General features: G+C 38.8%; 15 protein-coding genes. 13 read left to right on the forward strand and 2 right to left on the reverse strand.

Annotation, left to right across the window (positions count from 1 at the left end; genetic code table 11):
• Positions 1-17 precede the first annotated feature (17 nt).
• Positions 18-245: a glutaredoxin-like protein NrdH gene (nrdH, locus tag BLR83_RS00805; RefSeq protein ID WP_074559634.1), complete on the reverse strand. Its 228-nt coding sequence runs from the start codon at positions 243-245 to the stop codon at positions 18-20.
• Positions 246-528: 283 nt separating this feature from the next.
• Between nrdH and acnA the strand changes: the two genes are divergently transcribed.
• The 8 genes from acnA (at position 529) to BLR83_RS00845 (ending at position 12,239) form a co-directional block, all read left to right on the forward strand.
• The gene (gene acnA / locus BLR83_RS00810; protein ID WP_074559636.1) at positions 529-3,192 is read left to right on the forward strand and encodes an aconitate hydratase AcnA; all 2,664 of its coding nucleotides are present in this window, start codon (positions 529-531) and stop codon (positions 3,190-3,192) included.
• Between the two features lie 3 nt (positions 3,193-3,195).
• The gene (locus BLR83_RS00815; protein WP_039697180.1) at positions 3,196-4,314 is read left to right on the forward strand and encodes a citrate synthase; all 1,119 of its coding nucleotides are present in this window, start codon (positions 3,196-3,198) and stop codon (positions 4,312-4,314) included.
• A 28-nt stretch (positions 4,315-4,342) separates the two neighbouring features.
• Positions 4,343-5,518, forward strand: a complete 1,176-nt coding sequence (gene icd, locus BLR83_RS00820) for an NADP-dependent isocitrate dehydrogenase (RefSeq protein ID WP_074559638.1) — start codon at positions 4,343-4,345, stop codon at positions 5,516-5,518.
• Between the two features lie 77 nt (positions 5,519-5,595).
• The gene (locus tag BLR83_RS00825) at positions 5,596-6,396 is read left to right on the forward strand and encodes a putative ABC transporter permease (protein ID WP_074559640.1); all 801 of its coding nucleotides are present in this window, start codon (positions 5,596-5,598) and stop codon (positions 6,394-6,396) included.
• Positions 6,397-6,615: 219 nt separating this feature from the next.
• Positions 6,616-6,879: a phosphocarrier protein HPr gene (locus tag BLR83_RS00830; RefSeq protein ID WP_003064009.1), complete on the forward strand. Its 264-nt coding sequence runs from the start codon at positions 6,616-6,618 to the stop codon at positions 6,877-6,879.
• Between the two features lie 4 nt (positions 6,880-6,883).
• On the forward strand, positions 6,884-8,617 hold the full coding sequence (ptsP, locus tag BLR83_RS00835) for a phosphoenolpyruvate--protein phosphotransferase (protein ID WP_074559642.1): 1,734 nt from the start codon (positions 6,884-6,886) through the stop codon (positions 8,615-8,617).
• 361 nt (positions 8,618-8,978) lie between these two features.
• Positions 8,979-10,409, forward strand: a complete 1,431-nt coding sequence (locus tag BLR83_RS00840; protein ID WP_039697176.1) for an NADP-dependent glyceraldehyde-3-phosphate dehydrogenase — start codon at positions 8,979-8,981, stop codon at positions 10,407-10,409.
• A gap of 186 nt (positions 10,410-10,595) precedes the next feature.
• Positions 10,596-12,239, forward strand: a complete 1,644-nt coding sequence (locus BLR83_RS00845; protein ID WP_074559644.1) for a phosphoenolpyruvate carboxykinase (ATP) — start codon at positions 10,596-10,598, stop codon at positions 12,237-12,239.
• Positions 12,240-12,331: 92 nt separating this feature from the next.
• Here BLR83_RS00845 and BLR83_RS00850 read toward each other — a convergent pair whose 3' ends face one another.
• Positions 12,332-13,414, reverse strand: a complete 1,083-nt coding sequence (locus BLR83_RS00850; protein WP_074559646.1) for a DEAD/DEAH box helicase — start codon at positions 13,412-13,414, stop codon at positions 12,332-12,334.
• A gap of 155 nt (positions 13,415-13,569) precedes the next feature.
• Here BLR83_RS00850 and udk point away from each other — a divergent pair, with 155 nt between their 5' ends.
• The 5 genes from udk (at position 13,570) to leuC (ending at position 18,864) form a co-directional block, all read left to right on the forward strand.
• Positions 13,570-14,202, forward strand: a complete 633-nt coding sequence (gene udk / locus BLR83_RS00855; RefSeq protein WP_039697172.1) for a uridine kinase — start codon at positions 13,570-13,572, stop codon at positions 14,200-14,202.
• Between the two features lie 307 nt (positions 14,203-14,509).
• Positions 14,510-16,075, forward strand: a complete 1,566-nt coding sequence (locus tag BLR83_RS00860) for a 2-isopropylmalate synthase (RefSeq protein WP_074559648.1) — start codon at positions 14,510-14,512, stop codon at positions 16,073-16,075.
• Positions 16,076-16,124: 49 nt separating this feature from the next.
• The gene (gene leuB, locus BLR83_RS00865; RefSeq protein WP_074559650.1) at positions 16,125-17,162 is read left to right on the forward strand and encodes a 3-isopropylmalate dehydrogenase; all 1,038 of its coding nucleotides are present in this window, start codon (positions 16,125-16,127) and stop codon (positions 17,160-17,162) included.
• Positions 17,159-17,437, forward strand: a complete 279-nt coding sequence (locus tag BLR83_RS00870; protein ID WP_074559652.1) for a DUF1294 domain-containing protein — start codon at positions 17,159-17,161, stop codon at positions 17,435-17,437. Before leuB ends, BLR83_RS00870 begins: the two co-directional genes overlap by 4 nt.
• A 38-nt stretch (positions 17,438-17,475) precedes the next feature.
• The gene (leuC, locus tag BLR83_RS00875; RefSeq protein ID WP_074559654.1) at positions 17,476-18,864 is read left to right on the forward strand and encodes a 3-isopropylmalate dehydratase large subunit; all 1,389 of its coding nucleotides are present in this window, start codon (positions 17,476-17,478) and stop codon (positions 18,862-18,864) included.
• Position 18,865 lies beyond the last annotated feature (1 nt).

Genomic DNA, 18,865 nt, shown 5'->3' on the forward strand with positions numbered 1-18,865 from the left:
TCAAGATGGAAGGAGAACTAAATCAGTTCTTTTAGTTTATTTGGTTGAAAACCTGAGAAGGCAATATCGCCAGCTTTGATAACTGGAGCAGCTGTAAAACCAAGACTTTTAACGTAATCAATCATATCTGGGCGTTCATCCATGTTGATTTCTTGAAAATCAGCCCCAGCTTTTTCTAAAAGTTTTTTGGTCATTTTGCATTGCATGCAATTATTTTTTGAAAAAAGTGTAATTTTATTAGCCATTAGGCTTTCCTCCATATATCGTTATCTTTTTTTAATTCAATGTTTAATTAGAATAGCCAAAATATACCAAAAAAGCAACCAAAAAGGCTTACAAAAACACCATATGTAGTGGCTGGTAAGAATAGTTGGTACAAAATGTAGTGATATCGGGGTTTGTCAGACTTTCTGTTTTCAAGTAACACACCATGTCAGGAAAGCTGACACGCACCTGTAAATTAATGTTGACAAAATTTTCTGAATTTTGTATAATTAAAACACTATAATTATAATCGGGGGTCCGTGCATGACAGAGTTCTTATCTAAATTTTCTTTCAAAGAGAATGACTATTCTTACCTAAATCTTGAAGAAGCCGTTTCTCATTATGGAGGAAATATCAAAAGAATCCCTTACACTATTCGTATATTACTTGAAAGTTTACTCAGAAAGTATGATGGAGTAGATGTTACAAAAAGTCACATTGAAAATTTAGCAACTTACAATCCTAAAAACATCCAAGGCGAAGTGCCATTCAAACCAAGTCGTGTTATCCTACAAGATTTCACTGGTGTTCCAGTTGTTGTCGACCTTGCATCAATGCGTGATGCCATTGTTGCCAATGGTGGTGATGCTGAGCTTATTAACCCTGAAATTCCAGTTGATTTGGTTATTGACCACAGTGTCCAAGTTGATTTCTTTGGCTGTGATACAGCTTTAGAAGATAACATTAATATGGAATTTAAACGTAACAATGAGCGTTACGAATTTTTGAAATGGGCTGAAAAATCATTTGATAACTATCGTGCTGTTCCACCAGCAACAGGTATTATCCACCAAGTTAATATTGAGTATTTGAGTGATGTTGTCATTGAAAAAGACGGCATGCTTTACCCTGATTCAATGTTTGGTACTGATAGTCACACAACAATGATCAATGGTATCGGTGTACTTGGTTGGGGTGTCGGAGGTATCGAAGCAGAAGCAGCTATGCTTGGTGAAGCTTCATTCTTCCCAATTCCAGAAGTTATCGGTGTACGTTTGACAGGTAAACTCCCTAAGATTGCGACTGCGACTGACTTGGCACTTAAAGTGACACAAGTTCTTCGTCAAGAAAAAGTTGTCGGCAAATTCGTTGAGTATTTTGGTGATGGACTTTCAAATCTTAGCCTTGCAGAGCGTGCGACTATCGCTAATATGGCTCCTGAATACGGGGCAACATGTGGTTATTTCCCAATCGATGATGAAACTCTTAACTACATGCGTTTGACAAACCGTGATGAAGACCATATCGCATTGACAAAAGAATACGCTAAACGCAATAACCTTTTCTATGATCCAGAGCATCAAGCTGAATACACTAAAGTTGTTGAGATTGATTTGTCTACTATCTCACCAAGTATCTCTGGACCAAAACGTCCACAAGATTTGATTGATTTGACACAAGCCAAACAAACTTTCCAAGAAAGCTTGACACGCGAAGCAGGTGTTCAAGGATTTGGTTTGACAGCTGATGAGATTAATAAAACAGCAACCGTTCATTTTGAAGACCAAGATGTTGAAATCAAGACTGGTCATGTGGCTATTGCAGCTATCACATCATGTACGAATACTTCAAATCCTTACGTGCTCATGTCAGCTGGCTTGCTTGCCAAAAATGCTGTTGAACGTGGTTTACGCGTAGCTCCGACAGTCAAAACATCACTTGCCCCTGGTTCAAAAGTGGTGACAGGTTATCTTCGTAACTCTGGTTTGCAAACTTACCTAGATACACTTGGCTTTAACATTGTCGGTTATGGTTGTACAACATGTATCGGTAACTCAGGTAGCCTTCGCCCAGAAGTTGCTGAGGCAATTACAGATACTGATTTGCTAGCGTCAGCTGTTTTATCAGGTAACCGTAACTTTGAAGGACGTGTTAATCCGCTGGTCAAAGCAAACTTCCTTGCTAGCCCACCACTTGTTGTGGCTTATGCGTTAGCAGGAAATACTAACATTGATTTGACAACTGAGCCACTTGGTTTTGATCAAAACAATGAACCAGTCTACCTTAAAGACATCATGCCAACAAATGATGAAGTGGCAAAATACGTTGACCAATTTGTCACACGTGAATTGTTCGAACACGAGTATGAGCATGTTTTCACTGACAGTGAAAAATGGAATCAAATTCCAACAGAAGAAAGTAAAATCTATCACTGGAACGAAGCGTCAACATACATCCAAAACCCACCATACTTTGATAATTTGGGTGATGATTTGGCGATTAAACCACTTAAAAACCTTAAACCATTAGCCAAATTTGGTGATAGCGTCACAACTGACCACATTTCACCAGCAGGTAATATTGCTAAAAACAGTCCAGCTGCCAAATACTTGACTGAGCATGGTGTTGATTATCTTGATTTCAACTCATATGGTAGTCGCCGTGGTAACCACGAAGTCATGATGCGAGGAACATTTGCCAATATTCGTATTCAAAACCAACTGGCTGATGGTAAAATCGGTGGTTATACAAAATACGATGGTGAATTAATGCCAATCTACGATGCAGCCATGCATTATAAAGAAGATAAGGTTGATACTTTGGTCATTGCTGGTAAAGATTATGGTATGGGATCAAGTCGTGACTGGGCTGCCAAAGGGTCAAATCTTCTTGGAGTTAAAGCTGTTCTTGCTGAGAGTTTTGAACGTATTCACCGTTCAAACCTTGTCATGATGGGGGTCTTGCCATTGCAATTCTTAGAAGGTGATACAGCTGAAAGTCTTGGATTAACAGGTTACGAAACATACGATATTAACCTTTCAGAAAATCCTGGTATTCACGATATTGTAGATGTGATTGCGCGTGATGAATCAGGTGAAAAACACTTTAAAACCATGGTGCGTTTTGATGCTGATGCTGACATCCGTTACTACAAAAACGGCGGAATTCTACCAATGGTTGTTAGAAAGAAATTAGGGGGTGCTTAATATATGACAGGATCAAGTGGATTAAAAGATCTAATCGCCTGTAATACCCGTATTAGTTCGATTATTAATGATAATTTATCTTATGCAGGTTACAATATTTCAGAATTAATGGACAATGATGCTAGTTTTGAAGAAGTGATTTACCTTCTTTGGAACCTTCATTTGCCAAATAAAACAGAACTCGATGATTTTGTGAAATTGCTTCGTGATAACTATGAAATCAGTGATGCTGTTGTGCAATGTATCATGATTCAATCACGTAATCACTTGCATCCAATGAGTGTTCTTCGTTCAACAGTTAGCTTGCTAGGTGTTTACAACGTTAATGCAGAAGATAACTCAGAAGAAGCAACTTACGAACAATCCATTCAATTAATGGCTAAAATGCCAACGATTATTGCAACTTTTGCACGTTTGCGTGAAGGAAAAACTCCAGTAGCACCACGTAAAGATTTGTGTTTTGCAGCGAATTTCCTTTATATGTTAAACGGCGAAGAACCAACTGACTTGCAAGTTAAAGCTCTTAACCGTGCTTTGGTACTACACGCTGACCACGAATTAAATGCTTCAACCTTTGCAGCGCGTGTTTGTGCCTCAACGTTGGCAGACATTTATTCTTGTGTGACAACAGCAATTGGTACTCTTAAAGGCCCTCTTCACGGTGGTGCCAATGAACGTGTCTTTGACATGTTAACTGAAATCCGTGAAATGGGTGATACCAAAGCCTACCTTAAAGAAAAACTCGATTCACAAGAAAAAATCATGGGATTTGGTCACCGTGTTTATAAAACACAAGACCCTCGTGAAAAATACCTTCGTGAAATGGCGCAAGCTTTGACAGAAGGAACTGAAAATGAAATTTGGTTTAATTTGTCTTGTGAAATTGAACAATACATGAAACACACTAAAGGTTTGATTCCAAACGTTGATTTCTATTCAGCGACGGTTTATCATGTGCTTGGTATTGACAGTTCAATCTTTACCTTGATTTTTGCAATGAGTCGTGTGGCTGGTTGGATTGCTCACATCCAAGAACAACAAAAACACAATAAATTGATTCGCCCACGTTCACGTTATAAAGGTGAACTTGGTTTGAAATATGTTCCACTTGAAGATCGTTAAAAGCATTACGAAAGGAAAATAGGAAATTATGGCAGATAAAATCACTTTAGAAAATGGCCAATTGGTCGTTTCTAATCATCCAATTATCCCTTTTATTGAAGGGGATGGCGTTGGACGTGACATTTGGAAAAATGCGCGTGCTGTCTTTGATGCCGCTGTTGAAAAAGCTTATCAAGGTCAGAAAAAAGTTGAATGGCATGAGCTTTTAGCTGGTAAAAAAGCGCATGAAGCGACTGGCGAATGGTTGCCAGCCGAAACACTTGATACCATTAAGGAAGATTTGATTGCTATCAAAGGACCACTTGAAACACCTGTTGGTGGTGGGATTCGTTCTTTAAATGTCACACTTCGTCAAGAATTGGATTTGTATGCTTGTGTTCGCCCAGTTCGTTATTTCAAAGGGATTGAAAGCCCGCTTAAAGAACCAGAAAAAACAAGCATTACGATTTTCCGTGAAAATACAGAAGATATTTATGCAGGAATTGAATGGGAAGCTGGTACAGCAGAAGTGAAAAAAGTCATTGAATTCTTGCAAAATGAAATGTCTGTCAACAAGATTCGTTTTCCTGAATCAAGTAGTATCGGTATCAAGCCGATTTCAAAAGAAGGTAGTGAACGTCTGATTCGCTCAGCTATTGAATACGCCCTTGCTAATCAGTTGACAAACGTAACAATCGTCCATAAAGGAAATATCCAAAAATTCACTGAAGGTGGTTTCCGCAAATGGGGTTACGAACTTGCAGAACGTGAATACGCAGATGAATTGGCAAGTGGAAAATTGGTTATAAATGACATTATTGCCGATAACTTCTTGCAACAAATCCTACTAAATCCAGAAAAATTTGATGTTGTCGCTTTGACAAACTTAAACGGTGACTACGCGAGTGATGCTCTTGCTGCTCAAGTTGGTGGTATCGGTATCTCACCAGGTGCTAACATCAACTATGTAACTGGTCATGCCATTTTTGAAGCAACACACGGAACAGCTCCTGATATTGCTGGAAAAGACATTGCTAATCCATGTTCTGTTCTTTTGTCTGGTTGTATGTTGTTTGATTATATCGGATGGACAGAAGTTGCCAGCTTGATTTCTCAAGCAATTGAAACAACTTTTGCCAAAGGTCAATTTACAGCAGATTTGGCGCAAGGAAAAGCCGCTTGCTCAACAAGTGAATTTGCAGCTAAACTCATTGAAAATATGTAAAAGCTAGCCTAGAACAAGTCTTGTTCTAGGTTTTTTGCTATAATGAGAATAGTTTGAAATTTAGAGGTTGACGTTTTATGGGCTATTCTATAACGGATATTATTTTTCTATTTTTTATTTATTCATTTATCGGTTGGCTATGGGAGACCATTTATTGCTCCATCCATGATAAAAAGTTTGCCTATCGTGGTTTTTTAGCTGGACCTTATTGTCCAGTTTATGGCTTTGCGGTGACGACGGTTTTAATCGGGACCAAACCATTTCAAGACAATCTACTAGGCCTTTTTATCAGCGGCATGCTCATTGCGACGATTTTTGAATTTCTGGCTGGCTGGTTTTTAGAGCATTTCTTTCATATGAAACTTTGGGATTATAGTAATTTATTCGGCAATGTTAAGGGTTGGATTGCTCCTGAAATTTCACTTTTTTGGGGAGTTAGTATTTTGATACTTGTTAAATTTGTCCAGCCGACGGTCATGGCTGTTATCAATCGTTTGAATGTCTGGTTTGCCCTAGCGATTGTTTCTATCATGACAGCAGATTTGATTTGGACAGTTATGGATACTGTGAAATTCCAACAAGCAGCTGCAACGGTTGAAAAATATGTTCGTTCTGAGCAAGAAAGATTACTTCGATCTGTTAAAGCGGAATTTGACGACTGGACTAAACAAAGAGAAGCCTTTAGTAAACGCTTGGAGAAATTTAGACTTCAGCTAAATGAGAATTTGAAAGTTAAGGGTGTTCAGCCATTTCGCTTTAACCAACGACGTATGTTGCGAAACTATAAAGATTTCAGTTTGACAACAGCACCATTCTTTAACGAGATTCGTAAACAAACAGCAGCCCTAAAAAAGAAAAAAGCTGAGAAAAAAGATTAAATCATAAATGGAAGCGAGTTCAACTTGTTTCTATTTATTTTTGAAAAAAACAGGTAATTTTACAGCTTGAAAGTGGCGTTTTTCCTTAATTTTTCAAAAAAGAAGGCGCATACAAGGTGTGTAACTATTGAAATAAAAAAGCGTTTATGCTATAATCATAGCTTGTAAGGGTTATCATAAGGTAATCCGAAAAAACACAAATAAAAGGAGAACCATAATATGGCTTCAAAAGATTTTCACATTGTTGCAGAAACAGGTATTCACGCACGTCCAGCTACTTTGCTTGTTCAAACAGCTAGCAAATTCGCTTCAGACATCACTCTTGACTACAAAGGTAAAGCAGTAAACCTTAAATCAATCATGGGTGTTATGAGTCTTGGTGTTGGTCAAGGTGCTGACGTAACTATCTCTGCTGAAGGTGCTGACGCTGATGACGCACTTGCAGCAATCGAAGAAACAATGACAAAAGAAGGATTGGCTTAAGAAAATGACAGAAATGCTTAAAGGAATTGCCGCATCTGATGGTGTTGCTGTTGCTAAAGCGTATCTACTCGTTCAACCTGATTTGTCATTTGAAACTGTTACAGTTGAAGATACAAGTGCAGAGGAAGCTCGCCTAGATGCCGCATTGAAAGCATCACAAGACGAGCTTTCTATTATACGTGAAAAAGCAGTAGAAACACTTGGCGAAGAAGCAGCTGCCGTATTTGACGCACATTTAATGGTTCTTGCTGACCCAGAAATGATCAGCCAAATTAAAGAAACTATTCGTGCAAAACAAACTAACGCAGAAGCAGGACTTAAAGAAGTGACTGACATGTTCATCACTATCTTTGAAGGAATGGAAGATAACCCATACATGCAAGAACGTGCCGCAGATATCCGCGACGTTGCTAAACGTGTATTGGCTCACCTTCTTGGTGCTAAACTTCCAAACCCTGCTACAATTGATGAAGAATCAATCGTTATTGCACACGATTTGACACCTTCTGATACTGCCCAATTGAACAAACAATTTGTTAAAGCCTTTGTTACAAACATTGGTGGACGTACAAGTCACTCAGCTATCATGGCTCGTACACTTGAAATTGCCGCTGTTCTTGGAACAAACGATATCACTAGCCGTGTTAAAGATGGCGATATCGTTGCTGTAAACGGTATCACTGGTGAAGTTATCATCAACCCAACAGATGAACAAGTTGCTGAATTTAAAGCTGCTGGTGAAGCATATGCTAAACAAAAAGCTGAATGGGCTCTTCTTAAAGATGCTAAAACAGTGACAGCAGATGGTAAACACTTCGAATTGGCAGCTAACATTGGTACACCTAAAGACGTTGAAGGTGTTAATGCTAATGGTGCAGAAGCAGTTGGTCTTTACCGTACAGAATTCTTGTACATGGATTCACAAGATTTCCCAACTGAAGATGAACAATATGAAGCATACAAGGCTGTTCTTGAAGGCATGAATGGTAAACCAGTTGTGGTTCGTACAATGGATATCGGTGGGGATAAAGAACTTCCTTACTTCGACCTTCCAAAAGAAATGAACCCATTCCTTGGATTCCGTGCACTTCGTATTTCTATTTCAGAAACAGGAAATGCAATGTTCCGTACACAAATCCGTGCACTTCTTCGTGCATCTGTACACGGACAACTTCGTATCATGTTCCCAATGGTTGCTCTTCTTAAAGAATTCCGTGCTGCTAAAGCAATCTTTGATGAAGAAAAAGCAAACCTTAAAGCTGAAGGTGTTGCCGTTTCAGATGATATCCAAGTTGGTATCATGATTGAAATTCCAGCTGCAGCTATGCTTGCTGACCAATTTGCGAAAGAAGTTGACTTCTTCTCAATCGGAACAAACGACCTTATCCAATACACAATGGCTGCTGACCGTATGAACGAACAAGTTTCATACCTTTACCAACCATACAACCCATCAATCCTTCGTTTGATCAACAACGTTATCAAAGCAGCTCACGCTGAAGGTAAATGGGCTGGTATGTGTGGTGAAATGGCCGGTGACCAAAAAGCTGTTCCACTTCTTGTCGGAATGGGACTTGACGAGTTCTCTATGTCAGCTACATCAATTCTTCGTACACGTAGCTTGATGAAGAAACTTGACACTGCTAAAATGCAAGAATACGCTAACCGCGCTCTTACAGAATGCTCAACAATGGAAGAAGTTCTTGAGCTTAGCAAAGAATATGTTAATGTTGACTAATTAACATGAGAAAGCTTTTAACGTAATGTTAAAAGCTTTTTTTGATGTTAAAAATCTGCAAATCATGTCGAATTGATTTTGTAAAGCCAATCTTTTTCTAATGGAAAAATATACAATTATCGAACAAAACAAAACATTGTTTTAATTTAAAAAATTCTATAAATTCTGCCAATACCACTAAACATAGTTGGTAGAATGGATTCTTTTAGAATTCATAAACATTAATTATAAGTTTTATAATTATAACTATTTGACACTGCAAAGTTTTTGTCTAAATTTTCAGAATTTTTTCGTGTTAAAATATTGAAAAAAGCTAAAAAAGTGATAAAATGGAGTTATCACATTTAAAAGGAGATATCGCTTGACTAAACAATATAAAAATTACGTCAACGGTGAGTGGAAACTTTCTAAAGAAGAAATTAAAATTTACGCTCCCGCAACTGGTGAAGAACTTGGTTCTGTTCCTGCAATGAGCCAAGAAGAAGTAGACTACGTCTATGCATCAGCCAAAGCTGCTCAAAAAGCATGGCGTGCTCTTTCATACGTTGAACGTGCTGAATACCTTCACAAAGCAGCAGATATTTTGATGCGTGACGCTGAAAAAATCGGTGCTGTTCTTTCTAAAGAAATCGCTAAAGGTTACAAATCAGCTGTTGGTGAAGTTATTCGTACTGCTGAAATCATTAACTATGCCGCTGAAGAAGGCGTTCGCCTTGAAGGTGAAGTTCTTGAAGGTGGTAGCTTTGATCCAGCAAGCAAGAAAAAAATCGCTATCGTTCGTCGCGAACCAGTAGGTTTGGTGCTTGCTATTTCACCATTTAACTACCCAATCAACCTTGCAGGTTCTAAGATTGCTCCTGCCCTTATTTCAGGGAACGTTGTTGCCCTTAAACCACCTACGCAAGGTTCTATCTCAGGTCTTCTTTTGGCTGAAGCATTTGCTGAAGCTGGACTTCCTGCAGGTGTCTTCAATACAATTACAGGACGTGGTTCAGTTATCGGTGACTACATTGTAGAACACGAAGCTGTTAACTACATCAACTTTACAGGTTCAACACCAGTTGGTGAACACATTGGTCACTTGGCTGGTATGCGTCCAATTATGCTTGAACTTGGTGGTAAAGACTCAGCTATCATTCTTGAAGATGCTGATCTTGACTTGGCTGCTAAAAATATCGTTGCTGGTGCTTATGGATACTCAGGTCAACGTTGTACAGCCGTAAAACGTGTTCTTGTTATGGATAGCATTGCTGACAAATTGGTTGAAAAAGTTTCTGCCCTTGTAAACAACTTGACTGTTGGTATGCCAGAAGACAATGCTGACATCACACCACTTATCGATACAAAAGCTGCTGACTATGTTGAAGGTCTTATCAAAGACGCTCAAGAAAAAGGTGCAAAAGAAGTTATCTCATTCAAGCGTGAAGGTAACCTCATCAGCCCAGTCTTGTTTGATAACGTTACAACTGACATGCGCTTGGCTTGGGAAGAACCATTTGGTCCAGTCCTTCCATTTATCCGTGTGAACTCAGTTGAAGAAGCTATCGAAATCTCAAACAAATCTGAATACGGTCTTCAAGCTTCTGTATTTACAAATAACTTCCCATTGGCATTCAAGATTGCTGAACAACTTGAAGTGGGTACTGTTCACATTAACAACAAAACACAACGTGGTACAGATAACTTCCCATTCCTTGGTGCTAAGAAATCTGGTGCTGGAGTACAAGGTGTGAAATACTCTATCGAAGCTATGACAACTGTCAAATCTACTGTATTTGATATTGCCAAATAATAAATTGAAAGGTTAGAACATTGTTCTAGCCTTTTTGTTTTTTTCTGAAATAGACGTAAGTAGGCTTGTGCTTTTTTTGAAAATTTTTAGAAATTGTTTCTTTTTTCTAATATTTTTACACTTTTAATTATGAAAACGCATACTTTTTTGGTAGAATTAAATTAACCATACAATAGGAGGTAGAAAATGGTAACACGTAATCAATTTTCAACTTTAGAAATGCGCAAATCAAGTCCGTATTTTTCTGCATTAAAAACTATTGTCGAAACAGCATTTTATGAAAATCAGGTTCACCCGATTAAAACCTTGGAAGAAGCTTATCAGTTGGCTTCGAATGCTGCAGGTACAGTGATTTTGGATATGCCTGTCATTCATACTAAGGAATTGGGTCTGCCATCCTACGCTCGTGTATTGTTGACAAATTCAGGGGCAGTGGTTGGACGAACGGCTAAAGCCCGTCGAATTTTTGGGCAAGACGAAGAGGAAGATGAGCGTTTGTTATCCATTGTCAGAAGTGCTGTCTATCAAGCACATCGCCGTCAGTTTTACAAAGCTGATGCTATTGTTGGGTTAGATGAAAAATTCATGGTACGCGCCCATTTGATGGTGCCAGAAGAAGAAGTCAATAATCTCTATTCATGGTTATTGAATTTTCAAATTCTAGATGAAGAATTCAAAAATCGCTTGAAAGTTTCTAAGGTCTACAATGAAGATGATATTTTTGTCTTCTTTAATCCGAGATGGTCTCATCCAGACTACCCAGATGGTCTAGTTTATTTTGATACTAATCACAACTGCGTGGCTATTTTAGGGCTCAATTATTTTGGTGAATTGAAGAAAGCTACTTTGACTCTTGCTTGGGGAACAGCTGCACGTAATGGTTATGTATCATGCCATGGTGGTTTGAAAATTTTCCAAGGAAAAGAAGGTCAAAAAGATTATGTTGCTTCATTCTTTGGCTTGTCAGGTTCAGGAAAATCAACTTTGACTCACGCTAAACACAATGGAAAATATGATATCAAAGTTTTGCACGACGATGCCTTCGTCATTTCCGAAAAAGATGGCTCATCAATTGCCCTAGAACCATCATATTTTGATAAGACAAATGATTACCCAACAGGACACCCTGAACAAGATTTCTTTGTAACAGTTCAAAACTGTGGGGTGACTTTGGATGAAAATGGTCGTAAGAAATTGATGACAGAAGATATCCGAAATGGTAACGGTCGAACGGTTAAGTCTCGTTTTGCCACACCAAATCGTGTTGACCATATTGAAGAGCCGATTAATGCTATCTTCTGGATTATGAAAGACGATTCTCTACCTCCATTGATTAAGGTTAATGACCCTCTTATGGCGGCAACGATGGGATGTACGTTGATGACTAAGCGTTCAAGTGCTGAAAACATTGAAGGAAATAAACAAACACTTGTCATCGAACCATTCGCCAACCCATTTAGGGTTTATCCGCTCGTTGAAGATTATCAAAAATTCCGTTCACTATTTGAAGGAGATGTGGATTGCTACATCATCAACACAGGTACTTACATGGGACAAAGTATTCCAAAAGAAGTTTCTTTAGGTATCATTGAAAAGTTAGTTGATGGCGATGCAGAGTTTAAAGATTTCGGACCAATTGAAGGCTTCCAATATTTGGATTTAGCAGAATACCCTGTTCATCATTTTGACAGTAAGTACAAACAACTCATCCGTTCACGTATGCAGTTCCGTTTGAATTATTTGCTTTCTTTCAACCAAAATAATCCAAAACTCGCTTTGCCAGTAGAAGCTATTTCACGTTTGGAAAAAGTGATTAATAATTTGAAATAGGACAATCAAAATCACGAAAAAGGTTGGCATTATATTTTAGGAACATAAAAAACGAGGCTGAACATTTTGTCCTAGCCTCGTTTTGCTTTGCTTTATTTTAAATGTAATTCTTGATTTTTAAGATAAACTTCTGAAACAGGTGCGTATTTTTTGAGTTTTTTCAATTCTTCTTTGTGAGTAATGAAAGTGATAACGACACCTGATTTTCCCATACGTCCTGTTCGGCCAGCACGGTGTGTGTAAGTTTCTTTGTCACGTGCAAGATCAAAGTTGATGACGTATTCGAGGTTTTCAATGTCGATTCCGCGTGCTACTAAGTCAGTGGCAAGTAAAAGTGAAAGCTCATGGTTCTTGAATTTTTCAAGAATGACTTTACGGAATTTAACGTTAATGTCAGAAGCAAGAGAAACAGCTTGAACATTATTGAACTGTAGACGTTCTTCGGCAGCACCTAGGTCAGACAAGCTGTTGAAGAAGACCAAGCCACGAAATTCTGGGATATTTGAGAATTTGCGAAGTAAGTCAAGACGATCACGTTTGTCAACAGAGATGTAGTAGTGAGCGATTTGATCAAGTTTTTGATCAGAAAGGTCAATTGTCAAAGTGTTTTCTGCAAGAACTTCAGGGTCGACTTTGTCAGTTGCGCTCATGTAAATCATTTGGTGGTCACGTGGCACACGATGAATGATGTTTTCAACAAAGTGATATTGTGAATCGCTAAGCAATTCGTCAAATTCGTCTAAGATGATTGTGTCAACATTCATCATTTTGATTTTTTTATGTTTAACGAGTTCAAAGACACGACCAGGTGTTCCGACAAGAATTTCAGGACCTTTTTTCAAACGTTCAATTTGACGTTTTTGGCTTGAACCAGAAATAAAGAGTTGTGTAGAAAGGTTTAATGGCTCAGCCCATGTTTTTGTAACTTCAAAAATTTGCCCAGCCAACTCGGTGTTTGGAGCTAAGATAAGCAATTGCTGAGATTTTTTAGGTTTTAATTTTAGGAGTGCTGGAAAGAGATAAGCTAGGGTTTTACCAGTACCAGTCGGGCTAATACCGAGTAAGTTATCTCCTTGTGAAATAGGTTCAAATACCTGTTTTTGAATGTCTGTTAGCTCAGAAAAGCCAAGTGTTTTTAGCTGTTCTTGCCAAACTTGTGGAAATTGTGAAATCATAGGTTTCCTTTTCTATTCTATCTAGTCTTTACTTCATTATAACATAGAAAAAGCTAACTTTTTTTATTTAAAGGGCAAGTAAGGGATTTCAATGTTTGAAAATTTTAAAAAAAGTAGTAGAATAGATAGGAAATATTTTTTATTTGGAGTAATAAATGCGTAAAAAACCTATTATTATTGGTGTGACTGGTGGTTCTGGAGGTGGAAAAACCAGTGTTTCTAAAGCAATTTTGGCTAACTTCCAAGACCAAAAAATTGCAATGATTCAACACGATTCTTACTACAAAGATCAAAGCCACTTGACTTTTGAAGAACGTGTTTCAACTAACTATGACCACCCACTTGCTTTTGATACTGATTTGATGATTGAACACATCAATGAATTGATTGCAGGTCGCCCAGTAGATATTCCAATTTACGACTACACACTACACACTCGTAGTGAAAAAACATATCGTCAAGAACCTCAAGATGTTATCATCGTTGAAGGTATCTTGGTTCTTGAAGACAAACGTCTTCGTGATTTGATGGATATCAAACTTTTTGTTGATACTGATGACGATATCCGTATCATCCGTCGTATCAAACGTGATATGGAAGAACGTGGACGTAGCCTTGATAGTGTTATTGAACAATACACTTCAGTGGTTAAACCGATGTTCCACCAATTTATCGAACCAACAAAACGTTATGCTGACATCATCATCCCAGAAGGTGCTTCAAACGTTGTCGCAATTGACCTTATCAACACTAAAATTGCTGCAATTTTGAAAGAAAATGAAGAATAAGTGAAGGGCTGGAAAATCCAGCTCTTTTTACTTTTGGTAGTTATTTTCAGAAAATTTATTTAATTTAGATAATTCTGTTGACTTTTACCTTAGAAAGGGGTATTATGTTAAAAAACGAAAAACATCGAAGGGAAATAAGTCAATGACATTCGCAACAATGACAGTCTTGCTATTGCGTAATGAGGGCTAGTGCAGCATAAGCATTAGTCCTGTTTGGCTTACCAAGCGGGATAAAAACATCTCGCTTGACCGTGAGATGTTTTTATTTTTATCTTAATGTTTTTGCTAGAATTAGAAAGAGGTTACTATGCGTAAAGTTGAATTTCTTGATACCACTCTTCGTGATGGCGAACAAACGCCAGGGGTGAATTTTTCAGTTAAAGAAAAAGTTGCAATTGCTAAGCAACTTGAAAAATGGGGCATTGCATCAATTGAGGCTGGATTCCCAGCTGCCAGCCCAGATTCTTTTGAAGCTGTTCGCCAAATTGCTGCCGCTATGACAACTACAGCTGTATCAGGTTTGGCACGTTCAGTCAAAGCTGATATCGATGCGTGTTATGAAGCTTTGAAAGATGCTAAATACCCACAATGTCATGTCTTCATTGCGACAAGTCCAATTCACCGTGAATACAAACTGAAAAAGACAAAAGAAGAAATTCTTGATATTATCAAAGAACATGTAACTTATGCGCGTAGTAAATTTGATGTGGTAGAATTTTCTCCAGAAGATGCTACTAGAACAGAGCTTGATTATCTTCTTCAAGTGGTTCAAACAGCGGTAGATGCTGGCGCGACTTACATTAATATTCCTGATACTGTTGGGTTTACAACGCCTGAAGAGTTTGGTCATATTTTCAAATACCTTATTGAAAATGTAACATCTGACCGTGAAATTATCTTTAGTCCGCACTGTCACGATGACCTTGGGATGGCAACAGCTAACACACTTGCTGCTATTAAAAATGGTGCAGGACGTATTGAAGGTACTGTCAATGGTATCGGTGAACGTGCAGGTAACGTTGCCCTTGAAGAAGTTGCAGTGGCTCTTAATATCCGTGAAGATTACTATCAAGCAACGTCAGATATTGTTCTTAACGAAACGGTCAATACCTCAGAATTGATTTCTCGTTTCTCAGGTATTCCAATTCCTAAAAATAAAGCAGTTGTTGGTGGAAATGCCTTCTCACACGAATCAGGGATTCACCAAGATGGTGTGCTTAAAAATCCACTTACTTATGAAATCATTACACCAGAGCTTGTTGGGGTTAAGCATAACTCACTTCCTCTTGGAAAACTTTCAGGTCGACATGCCTTTGTTGAAAAATTAAAAGAACTTGAAATTGCGTTTGAAGAGGCTGAAATTAAACCACTCTTTGGTAAATTCAAGAAATTGGCTGATAAGAAAACAGAAATTACAGATGCTGATATTCGTGCTTTGGTTGCTGGAACAGAAATCGAAAATCCAGAAGGCTTCCATTTTGGTGATTTGAAATTGACGTCTAATCCAGACGAAACGGTTACTGCTGAAGTGACAATGATTAATGCTGAGGATGAAGAAGTCGATGTAACAGCAGATGGTAAAGGTTCTGTTGAAGCTGTCTACAATGCCGTTGATAAATTCTTCAACCAAAAAGTTCGTCTGCTTAGCTACACTATGGATGCTGTGACAGATGGTATCGATTCTCAAGCGCGCGTATCCGTTTCAGTCGAAAATGATGATACAGGTACTATTTTTAACGCCTCAGGTATTGATTTCGATGTTCTGAAAGCTGGTGCCATTGCTTATGTGAATGCTAATGCTTTGGTTCAAAAGGAAAATGCGGGAGAAATTGGCAAGGCTGTTTCATTCCGTGATGTGCCAACAAATGATTAAGAAAGGATAGAGCAAGAAAGTAGTTTGTTTTCTTGCGAGTGATACAAGGATGACTAAAAAAATTGTGACATTGGCTGGTGATGGTATCGGGCCAGAAATCATGGCAGCAGGGCTTGAAGTTCTTGAAGCTGTTGCAGATAAGATTGGGTTTGATTATGATATCGATGCTAAACCTTTTGGTGGTGCAGGGATTGACGCTTGTGGTCATCCCCTACCAAAAGATACATTGGATGCTGCCAAAGCTGCGGATGCTATTTTGCTTGCTGCTATTGGTGGACCAAAATACGATAATGCAACAGTTCGACCAGAGCAAGGCTTACTAGCTATTCGTAAAGAATTGAATCTTTTTGCTAATATTCGTCCTGTTCGCATTTTTGATGCTCTCAAACACTTGTCACCATTAAAACCTGAACGCATTGAAGGGGTTGATTTTGTTGTGGTTCGTGAATTGACAGGTGGAATTTATTTTGGCGAACACAAATTAGGAGATGAAGCTGCGCGTGATATCAACGACTACTCTGCTCAAGAAATCCGCCGCATCATTCGTAAAGCATTTGAATTGGCACAAGTTCGTGGCAAAAAAGTGACTAGCATTGACAAACAAAATGTTTTGGCAACTTCAAAATTATGGCGAAAAGTGGCTGAAGAAGTGGCCTTGGAATTCCCAGATGTGACTTTGGAACACCAATTGGTGGATAGCGCAGCCATGATTATGATTACTAATCCATCACGTTTTGATGTTGTGGTCACTGAAAATCTATTTGGTGATATTTTATCTGATGAATCAAGCGTGCTTCCAGGAACTCTTGGTGTAATGCCTTCAGCTAGCCATTCAGAAAATGGGCCAAGTCTTTATGAACCAATTCATGGCTCAGCACCAGATATTGCGGGCAAAGGGATTGCAAATCCAGTCAGCATGATTTTGTCAGTTGCGATGATGCTTCGTGAAAGCTTCGGTGAGCTTGCTGGGGCAGAGATGATTGAGGAAGCTGTCGACAAGACCTTTAACCAAGGTATCCTAACGCGTGACCTAGGTGGTCAAGCGACAACGACAGAGATGACGGAAGCCATTATTGCAAATCTATGAGTTTAAAAGATTATACAGTCCTTGTTTTCATGTTGTGGAATGCCTTTGTGTTTATCACTTATGGGATTGATAAGCAAAAAGCAAAGTCAGGCCATTGGCGAATTCCTGAAAAGACTTTGTTGTGGGAAAGTCTTCTGCTTGGTGGTCTAGGAGCTTTTCTTGGCGGCAAGCTTTTTCATCATAAAACTTTAAAGTGGTATTTTAAAGCATCTTGGTATTTAGGAATTATCGTTGACATTGCTTTTGTATACTGGCTTTTAGCTGTTTGGCACTAATCTTAGGGAAAATGAGAATAAAGACAGTGGAGGAAAATATGAGCGGAAAATCGATTTTTGATAAGCTTTGGGAACGCCATGTGATTACAGGCGAAGAAGGCGAACCACAGCTTATGTATGTTGACCAGCATTATATTCATGAAGTAACAAGTCCGCAGGCCTTTCAAGGTCTTAGAGATGCTGGGCGTAAAGTACGTCGTCCAGAATTGACGTTCGGAACAACTGACCATAATGTTCCAACGGTTGATATTTTTAACATTCGTGATTTGATTTCAAAAAATCAAATTGATACTCTTGCTAGAAATGTTGAAGAATTTGGTATTGATGCAGCAACGCACGGTACGGAACGTCAAGGGATTGTTCATATGGTCGGTCCAGAAACAGGACGCAGTCAACCAGGTAAATTTATTGTCTGCGGGGACAGCCATACGGCAACACATGGCGCTTTTGGAGCCATTGCTTTTGGTATTGGGACATCAGAAGTGGAGCACGTATTTGCGACCCAATGTATCTGGCAAGTGAAACCGAAAAAAATGAAGGTTGAATTTGTCGGAAAACCACAAAAAGGGGTTTATTCAAAAGACTTTATTTTGGCTTTGATTGCAAAATACGGTGTTGATGCTGGTGTGGGGTATGCTGTTGAATATTGTGGCGAAGCTATTGATGCCCTTTCAATGGATGAACGCATGACGATTGCTAATATGTCAATCGAATTTGGTGCCAAAATGGGCTTGATGAACCCAGATCAAAAGACCTTTGATTATGTGAAGGGGCGCGAAGCTGCGCCAAAAGGTGAGAAATTCGAAGAAGCAGTTGAAGATTGGAAAACATTGGTTTCTGACCCTGATGCCGAGTATGACAAGGTGATTACAATTGATGTTTCTGAGTTGGCACCTATGGTGACTTGGGGAACAAACCCTGAAATGGGTGTTGAATTTGGTCAACCATTCCCAGAAATCAAAGACATGAATGACGAACGTGCATATCACTACATGGATATGAAACCAGGTGAGAAAGCAGAAGACATTGACCTTGGTTATGTCTTTATCGGTTCTTGTACCAATGCTCGTCTTTCAGACCTTCAATTAGCAGCTAAGATTGTCAAAGGAAAACACATTTCACCCAAATTGACAGCTATCGTTGTTCCAGGTTCTCGTCCTGTTAAGAAAGAAGCAGAGCGCCTTGGACTTGATAAGATTTTCTTAGATGCTGGTTTTGAATGGCGCGAACCAGGATGTTCGATGTGTCTTGGGATGAACCCAGACCATGTGCCAGAAGGTGTACACTGTGCCTCAACAAGTAACCGTAACTTTGAAGGACGCCAAGGATTTGGAGCTCGCACACATCTTTGTAGTCCTGCAATGGCAGCAGCGGCAGCAATTGCTGGTAAATTTGTAGATGTTCGTCAACTATCAGAAGTAGAATAAA

It is taken from the genome of Streptococcus equinus, from assembly GCF_900101445.1.
In the GTDB taxonomy this organism is placed as follows: Bacteria; Bacillota; Bacilli; order Lactobacillales; family Streptococcaceae; genus Streptococcus; species Streptococcus equinus_B.

Coding starts and splice junctions, on each gene's coding strand:
- nrdH (WP_074559634.1), bottom strand. CDS start 245: ATGGCTAATAAAATTACACTTTTTTCAAAAAATAATTGCATGCAATGC.
- acnA (WP_074559636.1), top strand. CDS start 529: ATGACAGAGTTCTTATCTAAATTTTCTTTCAAAGAGAATGACTATTCT.
- BLR83_RS00815 (WP_039697180.1), top strand. CDS start 3,196: ATGACAGGATCAAGTGGATTAAAAGATCTAATCGCCTGTAATACCCGT.
- icd (WP_074559638.1), top strand. CDS start 4,343: ATGGCAGATAAAATCACTTTAGAAAATGGCCAATTGGTCGTTTCTAAT.
- BLR83_RS00825 (WP_074559640.1), top strand. CDS start 5,596: ATGGGCTATTCTATAACGGATATTATTTTTCTATTTTTTATTTATTCA.
- BLR83_RS00830 (WP_003064009.1), top strand. CDS start 6,616: ATGGCTTCAAAAGATTTTCACATTGTTGCAGAAACAGGTATTCACGCA.
- ptsP (WP_074559642.1), top strand. CDS start 6,884: ATGACAGAAATGCTTAAAGGAATTGCCGCATCTGATGGTGTTGCTGTT.
- BLR83_RS00845 (WP_074559644.1), top strand. CDS start 10,596: ATGGTAACACGTAATCAATTTTCAACTTTAGAAATGCGCAAATCAAGT.
- BLR83_RS00850 (WP_074559646.1), bottom strand. CDS start 13,414: ATGATTTCACAATTTCCACAAGTTTGGCAAGAACAGCTAAAAACACTT.
- udk (WP_039697172.1), top strand. CDS start 13,570: ATGCGTAAAAAACCTATTATTATTGGTGTGACTGGTGGTTCTGGAGGT.
- BLR83_RS00860 (WP_074559648.1), top strand. CDS start 14,510: ATGCGTAAAGTTGAATTTCTTGATACCACTCTTCGTGATGGCGAACAA.
- leuB (WP_074559650.1), top strand. CDS start 16,125: ATGACTAAAAAAATTGTGACATTGGCTGGTGATGGTATCGGGCCAGAA.
- BLR83_RS00870 (WP_074559652.1), top strand. CDS start 17,159: ATGAGTTTAAAAGATTATACAGTCCTTGTTTTCATGTTGTGGAATGCC.
- leuC (WP_074559654.1), top strand. CDS start 17,476: ATGAGCGGAAAATCGATTTTTGATAAGCTTTGGGAACGCCATGTGATT.